Origin of the sequence: Xanthomonas sp. 1678, assembly GCF_031455575.1 — a bacterium.
Classification (GTDB): domain Bacteria; phylum Pseudomonadota; class Gammaproteobacteria; order Xanthomonadales; family Xanthomonadaceae; genus Xanthomonas_A.
In genome coordinates, this window is record NZ_JAVDSZ010000009.1 from 118,062 (window position 1) to 130,730 (window position 12,669).

A 12,669-nucleotide genomic window follows, 5' to 3' on the forward strand; every position below is an offset into this window, starting at 1 on the left:
TGAGGGTCGGCGCGAAGCGTCTCGCTGAGCTTGGTGCACGAGGCTGCGCCCGTACCCTCATCCGCCCCTGCGGGGCACCTTCTCCCGCTGGGAGAAGGGAGCAGCCGTAGCCCCTCTCCCATCGGGAGAGGGGTTGGGGTGAGGGTACGGCGCGAAGCGTCTCGCGGAGTTTGGGTGCATGAGGCTGCGCCCGTACCCTCATCCGCCCCTGCGGGGCACCTTCTCCCGACGGGAGAAGGGAGCACCCAGTTTCGTGCACTGCGCAATGACACCGGTTTACCAGAGCGGCTAGAATGCCTTTCTGCGGGCCGTCGCCTGGCCCCTGCTTGCCCCGGAGATCCCCATGTCCCTGTACTGCAAGACCCACTACGCCACCCATCCCGACGCCATCAAGGGCGCCAGCAACGACCAGCTGCGCGAGCTGTACCTGCTCGATGGCCTGTTCGTCGACGACGCGCTCACCCTGAAGTACACCCACTACGAGCGCTTCGTGCTCGGTGGCGCGGCGCCGGTGAGCAAGGCCGTGCAACTGCCGAAGCAGACCGAGCCGGCCTCCGCCGCCGGCCACCCGTTCCTGGAGCGTCGCGAGCTGGGCGTGATCAACGTCGGCGCCGGCAGCGGCACGGTCACCGTGGACGGCACCGCCTACACGCTGGGACCAAAGGACGGCCTGTACGTGGCGATGGGCAGCGAGGAGGTGGTGTTCGCCTCCGACGATGCGGCCAACCCGGCCCGGTTCTACCTGGCCTCGACCCCGGCGCATGCGCGTTTCCAGACCAAGCAACTGTCGATCAAGGACGCGGTGGCGCTGGACCGCGGCGCGCTGGAGACCAGCAACGAGCGCACCATCTACCAGTTCATCGTGCCGGCCACCTGCCAGTCCTCGCAGCTGCTGCTGGGCCTGACCGTGCTCAAGCCCGGCAGCGTCTGGAACACCATGCCGCCGCACCTGCACGACCGCCGCAGCGAGGTCTATTTCTACTTCGACCTCGGCGCCAACGACCGCGTCTACCACTTCATGGGCGAGCCGGACGCGCAGCGCCACATCGTGATCCAGAACGACGAAGCCGTGGTGTCGCCGCCGTGGTCGATCCACATGGGCGCCGGCACCAGCAACTACGCCTTCATCTGGGCGATGGGCGGCGAGAACCTGGACTACACCGACATGCACGTGCTGGACATCTGCCAGCTCAAGTAGGCCGCCGTGCGCGCCATGCGCGCCGCCGCCGCGTTTTCGACCGCATCCGCATCACCTCATAGGAAGCATCTGCAATGACGAACCCGTTCAGTCTCGAAGGCAAGGTCGCCCTGGTCACCGGCGCCAACACCGGCCTCGGCCAGGGCATCGCCCTGGCGCTGGCGCAGGCCGGCGCCGACATCGCCGCCGCCGGCATCCAGGCGCCCACCGAGACCGAGGAAAAGGTCAAGGCGCTGGGTCGCCGCTTCGTCGCCATCGAAGCCAATCTGATCAGCATCGAGCCGGTGCAGCGCGTGCTCGACGAGACCCTGGCCGGCCTCGGCCGCCTCGACATCCTGGTCAACAACGCCGGCCTGATCCGCCGCGCCGACGCGGTGGATTTCAGCGAGCAGGACTGGGACGACGTGATGAACGTCAACATCAAGTCCGCGTTCTTCATGTCGCAGGCCGCCGGCCGCCACTTCATCGCCCAGGGCAGCGGCAAGATCATCAACATCGCCTCGATGCTGTCGTTCCAGGGCGGCATCCGCGTGCCCTCGTACACCGCCAGCAAGTCCGGCATCGCCGGCATCACCCGCCTGCTGGCCAACGAGTGGGGCGCCAAGGGCCTGAACATCAACGCCATCGCGCCGGGCTACATGGCCACCGACAATACCGCGCAGCTGCGCGCCGACGCCGCGCGCAACCAGTCGATCCTGGAGCGCATCCCGGCCGGTCGCTGGGGCGTGCCGGAAGACCTCGGCGGCACCGCGGTGTTCCTGGCCAGCAGCGCCTCGGACTACGTCAACGGCACCATCATCCCGGTCGACGGCGGCTGGCTGGCACGCTGAGCCAAGCACGCAGCGTGCGCTGCTCCCTTCTCCCCCGGGAGAAGGTGCCCGCAGGGCGGATGAGGGTTGGCCCGCACGCACACCATCCAGACGCAGACGGCGGTCGGCGCCACATCAATCACACGCACCATCTTCCCCTGCAATCGGAGACACCATGAAAATCGCACTGATGAATGAATTCAGCCAGGCCGGCAAGAACCCGGTGATCCTGCAGCAGCTCACCGACGTGGCGAGCGCGCAGGGCCACAGCGTGTTCAACGTCGGCATGGACGGCGACAACGATCATCGCCTGACCTACATCCACCTGGGCATCGTCGCCAGCCTGCTGCTCAACTCCAAGGCGGTCGACTTCGTCGTCGCCGGCTGCGGCACCGGCCAGGGCGCGATGATGTCGCTCAACGCCTACCCGGGCGTGTTCTGCGGCTACTGCATCGAGCCGACCGACGCCTACCTGTTCGCCCAGGTCAACAACGGCAACGCGCTGGCGCTGGCCTTCGCCAAGGGCTACGGCTGGGGCGCGGAAATCAACGTGCGCTACATCTTCGAGAAGGCCTTCAGCGGCGAGCGCGGCATGGGCTATCCGGCCGAGCGCCGCGAGTCGCAGCAGGCCAATGCCGGCATCCTCGCCCAGGTCAAGCAGGCCACCGCCAAGTCCTACCTGGATGGCCTGCGCGCGATCGATCCGGAACTGGTCAAGCAGGCGGTCGGCGGCGAGCGCTTCCAGCAGTGCTTCTTCGACAACGCGCAGGACGCCGAGATCCGCAGCTTCGTCGCCGGCGTGCTGGGCAAGCCGGAAGCCGCCGCGGCCTGACCGCACAGCGCCACGCTCGAACCCCTCTCCCGCGGGAGAGGGGTTGGGGTGAGGGCCGAACACGATCGACTAACCGGCACCACGCTTCCCTATCGGCTTGGCGTGCTTCCCGCCGACAGGCGCAGGGTGCCAAGCGCATACACAGCGCAGCGGAGTCCACCATGCGCCTGCTCTTTTCTGCATTGCTGTCGCTCTGCGCCGGAATCGCCTGCGCCGAACCGCAGCGCGTGTTCATCGCCGGCGATTCCACCGCGGCCGACTACGGTCCCGAACGCGCGCCGCAGGCCGGTTGGGGCCAGGCCTTGCAGAGCTATCTGGATCCGGCCGCCTGGCAGGTGCGCAACCACGCCAAGGGCGGGCGCAGCGCGCGCAGCTTCATCGCCGAAGGTCGCCTCGACGCCATCGCCAAGGACCTGCGCCGCGGCGACGTGCTGCTGATCCAGTTCGGCCACAACGATGCCAAGGTCGAAGACCCTACGCGTTACGACGACCCGGACACCGCTTACCCGCAGTATCTGATGCGCTACGTGCAGCTGGCCCGCGACAAGCGCGCCACGCCGGTGTTGATCACCCCGGTCGCGCGGCTGCTGTACGACTTCGGCTCGCTGCTCGACACCCACGGGCTGTACACCCAGGCGGTGAAACAGCTGGCCACGCGCGAGCAGGTCGCGCTGATCGACCTCAACGCCAGTTCCACCCGCTGGATCCGCGCGCTGGGCGAGCAGGGCGCCAAGCCGTACTTCATGTTCGTGCCCGAGCAGAACAAGGCCGACGGCACCCACTTCAGTACCGCCGGCGCCACCGCCGTGGCCTGCCTGGTGCTGCGCGACTGGGTGGCGTCGACGCCCGAGCTGAAACCGGCCTTGAAGCGCGACATCGACTGCGACGTGAGTCAGCCCGCAGGGCAGGGCAGCGAGCCGGCCAAGCCCTCGCGCGTGGTCCACGAGCGCGATATCGGCATCAGTCAGCCCGGCCCGCACGGCGGCGCCGGGCCGACCACCGCGTATCCCTTCTTCGCCGACGACAAGGACCTGCCCTTCGTGCTGCGCAAGCGCGTGCTGCACAAGGGCGCGGGCATCGGCCTGCACCCGCAGCACAAGGACGAGATCTATTACATCGTCAGCGGGCAGGGCAGCTACGTGCTGGATGGCAAGCAGTACGACGTGGCGGCAGGCGATGCGCTGCTGACCCGGGTGGGCAGCCTGCATGCGCTGCAGCAGCGGGGGGAGCAGGATCTGGTGGTGCTGCTGGCGTATCCGCGGTAAAGCCAGCCGGGCAGAGCCCGGCTCTACCGGCGCCAACCTTCAAAAGCCATTGATGCTTTTGAAGGATGGTGCGCTAAACTTCAAAAGCGTAGAGTGCTTTTGAAGTTTAGGGCGGAGGGTTCCATGCGACGGGAAGACATAGCGGTCCCACTGCGCCAGTACCTCGTGCCGGTCGAAGGTCGCCCGAACCTGGTGGCCATGACAGCCCCGCCAACGCCGCGCAGGCTGCCCGCTGGGCAGTCGGGCAACCGCGAACTGTTCGCTGGCGCCAACGCGGCGCTGGCCCGGCTGGAACAGGCAATGCGCCACTGGCCTGCCCCGGATCTGGTCACCCGTACCTTGGCGCGACGCGAAGCCGTGCAGAGCTCCCAGATAGAAGGGACCCAGACCGATCTGGACCAGTTGCTGGTGTATGAAGCTACCCTTGGCCTCGACGGCCTGCCCGCCGACGTGGTGGTCACCGAGCGTTACGTACAGGCGCTGCAGGACGGCCTTGAAGCGGTCAGGGAGCGGGGGAGGTCCGCCATCGACCTTGCGCTGGTCAACCACCTGCACGCAGTGCTGATGCAGGACACGCCCGAGCATTTCCCAAAGGGCAGCTATCGTCAGGAACAGGCCGTCATCGGCCCGTTGGGAGGACGCCTTGAAGACGCACGCTTCGTTCCTTCGCCGCCGGACCGGATCGGCGAGGCGATGCAGGAACTGGAACGGCAGATGCTGCAGTACCAGGCGGCGGAAGACGAACAGTTCGAACTGAACATCCTCGCCCAGCTCGCCATCGCGCACGCCCAGTTCGAAACCATCCATCCATACAAGGATGGCAATGGACGCACCGGTCGGCTGCTGATGCCGCTGATACTGGCGGCAGAAGGATATCCACCGCTGTACCTGTCCGGCGCATTGCTCCGAAGCAAGGACACCTACTACGAAGCGCTCAACCAGGTGCAGATCAAAGGCAACTGGGTACCGTGGATGGATATGGTCTCCAAGGCCGTGGTGGAGTCGGCGAACGATGCGATCGCCATCGCCGAGGACATGCAGCAGCTTGTAGCAGAGTGGTCGGTGAAGGTAAGCCGCTATCGCGGCGATTCTGTCGCGCGTCGACTTCCCGCGCTGCTGGTCGGCCATCCGGTGGTCACGGCGTCACAGGTTGCTTCGCTGCTGGATGTGTCTGACCGGTCAGCGCTTACCGGCATCTATGCGCTCGAGGAGGCCGGAATCCTGTCGAAGGGCAACGAGAAGAAGTGGGGCAGGACGTACCACGCCCACGCCGTCCTCAAGCGACTCAACCAGCCACCAGCGCGCGTGGCTACGCGGCCGCGTTGAAAGCAGCCGGGCAGGGCCCGGCTCTACGGTTAAACGTCGCCGCCTTCCGCCCAGCCTTCGCCGGTGCCCTTCTGGTACACGCGGTCGCCTTCCTGAACCTCGCCGGCCGGCAGGTGCTCCTGGGTTTCCAGCGCCACATAGATCGGAGTGAAGTCCGGCGCAGTCGCCTGCATCAGCTGCTCGAAGCTGTCGATGACGAAGTAGGTCTTCTGGAAGGTGTCGATGCGGTAGCGGGTGCGCATGATTCGCGCCAGGTCGAAGCCGATGCGGTTGGGCGCGGCCGATTCCAGCGCGTACAGCGATTCGCCCTTGGACGAAACGATGCCGGCGCCGAAGATGCGCAGGCCGTCGGCGCTGGCGATCAGTCCGAATTCCACCGTGTACCAGTACAGGCGGGTGAGGTTCTGCAGCGCATCCGGGCCGATGCCGTGCGCCTTCACCCCTCCGCGCCCGTAGGCCTGCATGTAGTCGGCGAACAGCGGATTCATCAGCAGCGGCACGTGGCCGAACAGGTCGTGGAACAGGTCCGGCTCGGCGATGTAGTCGATCTGATCGGGGCGGCGGATCCACCAGGTCACCGGGAAGCGGCGATTGGCCAGGTGGTCGAAGAAATCCAGTTCCGGCAGCAGGCCTTCGACTCCGACCAGGGTCCAGCCGGTGGCCGCGCCCAGCACCTCGTTGAGTTGCTCGAAGCGCGGGATCGCCTGCGGGTTCATACCCATCGCGTCCTGCGCCTGCAGGAACTCGTCGCAGGCGCGGCCGACCAGCAGTTCGCGCTGGCGCTGGTACAGCGTGCCCCAGGTGGCGTGGTCGTCGGCGCTGTAGCTGTCCCATGGCTGCGCGACCACGGCCGTGGTGTAGACCGGCACGTAGCCCTTGTCGGTCTGCTGGTGTTCGACGCGGCGCGGCGCGGTGTCCATGGGCGGTAGCTCCGGAAGAGTGCCTGTGATGGTAGGCGCCAAGCCACGCAATGGGCTTGCGAAGTTGCGCGCTTGCGGCCGCTGCGCGCAAGATTGTTGCACCAAATCCATGTTGCAGAGCAATAAATGACCGATTCGGCCGCGTTCGACCGCACCGACCTGCGCCTGCTGGCCCTGCTGCAACGGCAGGGCCGGGCCAGCAATGCCGAGCTGGCGGCCCAGGTGAACCTATCGCCGTCGGCCTGCCTGCGCCGGGTGCAGCGGCTGGAGGCGGACGGGATCGTGGCCGGCTACGCGGCACGCCTGGTGCCGGGCGCGATCGGCCTGGGCCTGCAGGCCTTCGTCCGCGTGCAGCTGGAAAAGCACGGGCAAAGCGGCATCGCCCACTTCGCCGACAGCGTGCAGGGCTGGGACGAGGTGGTCGCCTGCCACGCGCTGACCGGCGACATGGACTACCTGCTGCACGTCTACGTGCGCGACCTGGCGCATTTCTCCGCCTTCCTGCTGGACAAGCTGCTCAATGCCGCCGGCGTGGCCGACGTCAATTCCAGCTTCGTGCTGCGCACGGTCAAGGACTTCGCCGGCCTGCCGCTGCCGCGCGCCTGAGCGGCGATCGGACGACGGCACCCGTGCCGAACGGCGCCAACGCTTGTTAAGTTGTTGCTAACGATTTACATTTGCGTCTCGCGACGGCCGCAGCCGGCCCAGCGTCTCCCGCTCGATCCCGCCAGCCCCAACTCTGGGCCAGCCATGCCGGATATCCGTGCCGTGGAGCCCGTCTGCGCCCGTCCGTTTCCTCTCCCCTCTCGGCGGTGCGCCAGCATCGGTCGCCGCCGCTCAACGACGACGCCGATTCCATGACCCGCTCCCCCACGCGCCACCTGCTGCATCTCGCCCTGCTGTCCGTCCTGTCCACCACCACCGCGCCCTTGCACGCGGCCGACGCGGCGGCCGATGCCGGCGCCGCTCAGCCCACCACGCTGGACAAGGTCGAGGTCAGCGGCAGCCGTGCGCGCGCGCAGCCGTCGACGACCACGCGCCTGCCGCTGACCCTGCAGGAGACGCCGCAGTCGGTCAGCGTGCTCGGCCTGCAGCGGCTGGAGGAGGAATCGCTGTTCAGCGTCAACGACGTGCTGCGCAACGTCACCGGCGTCAACGTGTCCTTCTACGACACGCAGCGCCCGCTGTATTTCGCGCGCGGTTTCCAGATCACCGACTTCCAGGTCGACGGCCTGCCGACCTACAGCGGTTCGACCAACCAGGAATACGACATGGTCTTCTACGACCGCGTCGAAGTGATCCGCGGCGCCAATGGCCTGCTCAGCGGCGCGGGCATTCCCTCGGCCACGGTCAACATGCTGCGCAAGCGTCCGGGCAAGAGCTTCGACGCCTCGTTCGCGGCCACCGCCGGCAGCTGGGATTTCCGCCGCACCCAGGCCGACGTGACCGCACCGCTCACCGACGACGGCCGTTTCCGCAGCCGCGTCGTCGCCGCCTGGCAGGACCGCGACTACTACTACGACCACTACCACGAGCAGAAGATGTCGGGCATGGCGGTGCTGGAAGGCGACCTGACCGACGCCACCACGGTCACCGTCGGCTACCAGCGCCAGGACAACGATCCGGTCGGCTCGACCTGGGGCACGGTGCCGTACTTCGCCGCCGACGGTTCCTTCGCCGACCTGCCCAGTTCGACCAACCTGGCGCCGAAGTGGTCGCGCTGGCAGCGCGACACGCACACCGCCTTCGCCAACCTGGAGCAGCGCTTCGGCGAGGACTGGCTGCTGAAGGTCAACGTCGCCCGCACCGAGGGCGAGGTGCGCAATCTGCGCGTGTACGGCAGCGGCTACCCGGACCCGCGCGATGGCAGCGGCATCTATCTGCGCGCCGCCGCCGGCGAGACCGCCGATACGCGCGACGGCGTGGACGTGTACCTCTCCGGCACCTTCCCGCTGTTCGGCCGCGACCACGACCTGGTCGTCGGCGGCAGCTGGCAGGACCTGCAATCGACCGCCTCCACGCTGGCGCTGCGCTATCCCGGCGACTGGGCCAGCTGCGGCCGCGAGCGCTGCTACTACATCCCCAACGTCCATGACTGGGATGGCGACATTTCCGAGGTGACCTATGCGCGCACCGGCGCCTCGCGCGTGGCGCGCACCACTCAGCGCGGCGTGTACGCGTCCACGCGCCTGCGCCTGGCCGAACCGCTGTCGCTGATCGCCGGCGCGCGCCTGAGCTCGTGGGAAACGCGCACGCGCGCCTACGACACCAGCGGCGCCTACACCGGGACCAGCGGCCGCTACGAGGTCAGCGACGAAGTCACGCCCTACGTCGGCCTGGTCTACGCCATCACCCCGGAGATCTCCGCCTACGCCAGCTACACCGAGATCTTCAACCCGCAGAACTACAAGGACAAGGACAACAACCTGTTGGCGCCGGTGGAAGGCTCCAACCTGGAAGCGGGGATCAAGGCGCAGCTGGGCGGCGGCCGCGCGTTGCTCGGCGCGGCGGTGTTCGAGGCGCGGCAGGACAACTACGCGGTGCGCGACATGAGCCAGCCCGAAGCGTCGCTGCCCGACGGCAGCTCGGCCTACCTCGGCATCGACGGCACCAAGAGCCGCGGCTGGGAAGTGGACGTCAGCGGCGAGCTGCGCCCGGGCTGGACGCTCAACGCCGGCTACACCCACGCCAAGGTCACCCGCGCGCCGACCGACGCGATCTACGCCAACCTGCCGGAAGACTATCTGCAGCTGTCCACCCAGTGGCGCCTGCCGGGCGCCTGGCAACGCCTGAGCATCGGCGGCGGGCTCAGCTGGCAGAGCGCGGTGCGCGGCTACAACATCCTGCGTCCGGTGGGCGACGGCAGCGGCGCCGAGGTGCCGGTCACCGTGGTGCAGGACGCCTACACGCTGGTGCACTTCAACGCGAACTACCAGCTCAGCGCGCAATGGACCGCGACGCTGGCGGTGCGCAACGCGCTGGACAAGAAGTACTGGGCCAACCTCGATTACCAGAACTACGGCGAACCGCGCTTCGTCAGCTTCACCTTGCGCTGGCGTTACTGAGGCGTGCGTAGGAGCGGTGGGCGTGGACGCCTAGCCGCTCCTTGTCATCGCGCGCCCGAATTGCACCGGGGGCCTGCCGTTGCCGTGCCGGCTCAGTCCTGCTTCTTGCACGGATCGTCGCGACCGATCAGGCGGCCCAGGCGCGAGCGCGGTTCGCACGGCGGGGCGACCGGCTGTGCGGCCTTTGCGGCCGCGGCGGCGGCCGCGGCACGCTGTTGCTGCAGCTGCGCCAGCTTGGCCTTGATCTGCGGCATCGCCGCCAGTGCGGCCTTTTCGCCTTCCAGGATGGCGGCGTTGCGCTGGGCGAAGTCGGCGGCGCCGATGTCGTTGACCTTGGGCCGGATCACGATGTCCGCGCGCGCCAGTTCCTGCTGGCCCAGGCGCTGGCCCATGATCGCGATCGACTGGTTGACGATGCCGAGCATGCCGGCCGGGTTCTTGCCGCTGGCCTTGCTGGAGATGTCCACCGCGACCACGAAGTCGGCGCCGAGCTGGCGCGCGGCGTCCACCGGCACCGGGCTGACCACGCCGCCGTCCACATAATGGAACTTGCCGATGGTGACCGGCTCGAATACGCCGGGAATGCTGCTGGAGGCGCGCACCGCCTGTCCGGCGTTGCCGCGCACGAACACGGTGCGCTCGCCGTCCTCCAGGCGCGTGGACACCGCGGCGAAGGGCTTGCCGAGTTTTTCGATCGGGCGGTTCTTGAGCTGGGCATTGACGTAGTCCTGCAGCGCCTGGCCCTGCACCAGGCCGCCGGAGAACAGGCGCATGTCGCGGATGCTGGTCTCGTCCAGCGCCACCGCGGCCTGCTGCATCTGGAACGCGTCCATGCCGCTGGCGTACAGCGCGCCGACCACGCTGCCGGCGCTGGTGCCGGACACCACCACCGGTTCCAGCCCGTTGGCCTGCAGCATCTTGATCACGCCGATATGGGCGAAGCCTTTGGCCGCGCCGCCGCCCAGGGCGATGCCGATGCGCAGCGGCTTGGCCGCGGCGGTCGGTGCCGGTCCCACGACCACCGGCGCCGGCGATGCCGGCTTGGGGTCGCCGCCGCAGCCCGCGAGCAGGCCGAACAGGGACAGGGACAGGAGCAGGCGCGGGGAACGGAAGGCGGTCATGGAGGCGATGTCGTGGAAGGGAGGGCGGAGCCGGCGCGAGCATACCGGGATCCGCCTGCACCGCCCACGACCGGAGGTCATGCCGGGTGGCGGACGCGGCGCCGCCACACGAAAGGCGCCGCCGCTACCAGCGCAACAGACGTGGGCCGAGCGCGGCGCCAAGGGCGGTCGGCAGCGCCATTCCCAGCACGTACCAGAGCGCCCAGAACGGGACCGCCATCTCCGGGCAATGGATGCAATAGGCCATGGTCGCCAGCGCGCCGCCGAGCAGCCCGCCGGCGGCGCCGGCTACGCGCAGGCGGGTCGGCGCCAGCCCGCGCAAGGCCCAGAACACGCTGGCGAAGCTCGGAATCGACAGCAGCGCGATATTGAACGGGCAGCTGTGCCAGCTCTGGCCCTGCAGCAATGGCAGGCGTAGGTCCGCCGGCGCCGCCCACAGCGCGGCGCTGGCGGCGATCCACAACGCCACGACCGGGACGCCGATCGCGATGGCGGCGGTGCCGACCCGCCGCCCGGGCGTGGCCAGGCGCCAGGTCGCCAGGCCGGCGCCAGCGGCCATGCACGCGGCGAAGCCCAGCTTCGCCCAGAACGCCGGATCCGCAGTCGCCACCGCCAGATCCGGGCGGATCCCGAACACCGCGGATGCCAATAGCAGCGCACCCAGCAGCCCGCTCGGCAGCGCCAGCGCGAACCGTTCGGCAGAGGCATGCCGGTCCACGCGCAAGGGTTCCTGCGCCAGCAGCGAAATCAATTCATCGGTCTTCATGTCGTACTCCTGATCTTCAGCGCCAGCGCCTTGAGTCCGCGGTGCACGCCGATCTTGACCGCCGATTCGGACATGCCGGTCAACCTGGCGGTTTCGCTGACCGACAGGCCCTGCAGCTTCACATGCACGATCGGCAAGCGGTGCCGGTCCGGCAACTGCTCCAGCAGCCGGCCGATTTCATGGCGGGCGTGCGCCGGCGCGTCGTCCGCATGCGCGAACAGATCGTCGGCGGCGGTCAGCGGCAGTTGCAGCGGACCTTTGCGCGCATGCGCCCGGTAGAAGTCCAGCAGCTTGTAGCGGGCGACCGCATAGACCCACGCGGTCAGCGGCTCGCTGCGGCGGTAGGTGTGGCGGCTGTTGTGGATGGCCAGCAGGGTCTCCTGCAGGACGTCTTCGACGTCGTCGGGCGCATGGCTCAGGCGTCGGCGCAGGAAACCGCGCAGGTGGGCGCTGAGCTCGTCCAGGAACGCGCGATAGTCGCGCGCGTCGCCCTCCAGGCCGGCCACGAACAGCAGGTGCAGGCGCGCTTCCACCGCCTGCAGCGCGTCCAGGCGGCTCATCGCGGCACGCTGCCGGCGGCCTGGGATGGGACGGGGACACGGCGCGAACGGCGGATGCACATGCAGCGCTCTCCACGGCGGCCTGGCGGGCGCCGGACACGCAGGATAGGACGGCGCCGGCCTGGACGCCGGACCTGCGTCCCGTGCCCGACCGCCATTGCCGCCACCGCCGTGGACCCGGCAGCGCCTGGCGCCGGCGCCGGTTCCCGCCATCCAGGGCGGGCAACCGCGCACAGGCCCGCCGCCGCCGCGACCAATGGCGCCGCAGGCGCAGGGGCGACGGCCACCGCCGCCATCGCTGTCTCGCTGTTCACTCCGGTTTCCCTGCCCCTCTTCGATTCAGAGGTAGTTCGTCGCATCCGCGACGGCGGTTACAGCCAGCGACAGAAATTTTTCATTTCCGACTCGGCCATTGGCTGTAACCGTGGCGGCATTCGTGGCGAATTGCAGAAAGGATCCGGTCGCATGGTGCGCTCGCGATCCGGTCCCTCTCTTCACCCGTTTCCACAGGAGCATCCCATGAACGTACGCAACGCTGCAGCGTCGGCCCTGACCTTGGCGGCCCTCGTCACCGGAGCCGCGATGGCGCAGGGCGCCGACCCCTCCGCGCAACCCAAGCCGATGGAAAAGTGCTACGGCGTCGCCAAGGCTGGCCAGAACGATTGCAAGGCCGGCGCCGGCACCAGTTGCGCGGGCACGTCCAAGCGCGACTACCAAGGCAATGCCTGGAAGAACGTACCGGCCGGCACCTGCGTCGGCATCAAGACGCCGAAGGGCCATGGCACGCTGACCCCGGTCGGCGCCTGA

At 68.5% G+C, this 12,669-nt stretch carries 12 protein-coding genes; 8 read left to right on the forward strand and 4 right to left on the reverse strand.

What is annotated here, in order from left to right; translation table 11 throughout:
• The first annotated feature begins 343 nt into the window (after positions 1–343).
• From kduI to J2Y70_RS16390, 5 genes are all read left to right on the forward strand, one after another.
• A complete protein-coding gene (gene kduI / locus J2Y70_RS16370) occupies positions 344–1,198 on the forward strand; it encodes a 5-dehydro-4-deoxy-D-glucuronate isomerase (protein WP_309919821.1) in 855 nt (284 codons plus the stop codon).
• A gap of 74 nt (positions 1,199–1,272) precedes the next feature.
• Complete coding sequence (gene kduD / locus J2Y70_RS16375; RefSeq protein WP_309919824.1) at positions 1,273–2,028, forward strand: 2-dehydro-3-deoxy-D-gluconate 5-dehydrogenase KduD; 756 nt, start codon at positions 1,273–1,275, stop codon at positions 2,026–2,028.
• Between the two features lie 154 nt (positions 2,029–2,182).
• Positions 2,183–2,839 carry an RpiB/LacA/LacB family sugar-phosphate isomerase gene (locus J2Y70_RS16380; RefSeq protein WP_309919827.1) on the forward strand — a complete coding sequence of 219 codons (657 nt, stop codon included), beginning with the start codon at positions 2,183–2,185 and terminating at the stop codon, positions 2,837–2,839.
• Positions 2,840–2,976: 137 nt separating this feature from the next.
• Positions 2,977–4,104: a GDSL-type esterase/lipase family protein gene (locus J2Y70_RS16385; RefSeq protein WP_309920009.1), complete on the forward strand. Its 1,128-nt coding sequence runs from the start codon at positions 2,977–2,979 to the stop codon at positions 4,102–4,104.
• Positions 4,105–4,227: 123 nt separating this feature from the next.
• Complete coding sequence (locus tag J2Y70_RS16390; protein WP_309919830.1) at positions 4,228–5,430, forward strand: Fic/DOC family N-terminal domain-containing protein; 1,203 nt, start codon at positions 4,228–4,230, stop codon at positions 5,428–5,430.
• Between the two features lie 29 nt (positions 5,431–5,459).
• On the opposite strand, the gene phhA is transcribed toward J2Y70_RS16390, so the two are convergent.
• Positions 5,460–6,350: a phenylalanine 4-monooxygenase gene (gene phhA / locus J2Y70_RS16395; protein ID WP_309919833.1), complete on the reverse strand. Its 891-nt coding sequence runs from the start codon at positions 6,348–6,350 to the stop codon at positions 5,460–5,462.
• Positions 6,351–6,476: 126 nt separating this feature from the next.
• On the opposite strand from phhA, the gene J2Y70_RS16400 reads away from it, so the two are divergent.
• Complete coding sequence (locus tag J2Y70_RS16400; protein WP_309919835.1) at positions 6,477–6,956, forward strand: Lrp/AsnC family transcriptional regulator; 480 nt, start codon at positions 6,477–6,479, stop codon at positions 6,954–6,956.
• Positions 6,957–7,207: 251 nt separating this feature from the next.
• Positions 7,208–9,415 carry a TonB-dependent siderophore receptor gene (locus J2Y70_RS16405; protein WP_309919838.1) on the forward strand — a complete coding sequence of 736 codons (2,208 nt, stop codon included), beginning with the start codon at positions 7,208–7,210 and terminating at the stop codon, positions 9,413–9,415.
• A gap of 92 nt (positions 9,416–9,507) precedes the next feature.
• Here the strand turns inward: J2Y70_RS16405 and J2Y70_RS16410 are convergent, their stop codons facing one another.
• The 3 genes from J2Y70_RS16410 to J2Y70_RS16420 all read right to left on the reverse strand — a co-directional run bounded on the left by J2Y70_RS16410 (position 9,508) and on the right by J2Y70_RS16420 (position 11,862).
• Positions 9,508–10,536: a patatin-like phospholipase family protein gene (locus J2Y70_RS16410; protein ID WP_309919840.1), complete on the reverse strand. Its 1,029-nt coding sequence runs from the start codon at positions 10,534–10,536 to the stop codon at positions 9,508–9,510.
• A 124-nt stretch (positions 10,537–10,660) separates the two neighbouring features.
• The gene (locus tag J2Y70_RS16415) at positions 10,661–11,302 is read right to left on the reverse strand and encodes a DUF1109 domain-containing protein (protein WP_309919842.1); all 642 of its coding nucleotides are present in this window, start codon (positions 11,300–11,302) and stop codon (positions 10,661–10,663) included.
• Positions 11,299–11,862: a sigma-70 family RNA polymerase sigma factor gene (locus J2Y70_RS16420; RefSeq protein WP_309919845.1), complete on the reverse strand. Its 564-nt coding sequence runs from the start codon at positions 11,860–11,862 to the stop codon at positions 11,299–11,301. The genes J2Y70_RS16415 and J2Y70_RS16420 overlap by 4 nt, the downstream gene beginning before the upstream one ends.
• Positions 11,863–12,381: 519 nt before the next feature.
• On the opposite strand from J2Y70_RS16420, the gene J2Y70_RS16425 reads away from it, so the two are divergent.
• Positions 12,382–12,669, forward strand: a complete 288-nt coding sequence (locus J2Y70_RS16425; protein ID WP_309919848.1) for a DUF2282 domain-containing protein — start codon at positions 12,382–12,384, stop codon at positions 12,667–12,669.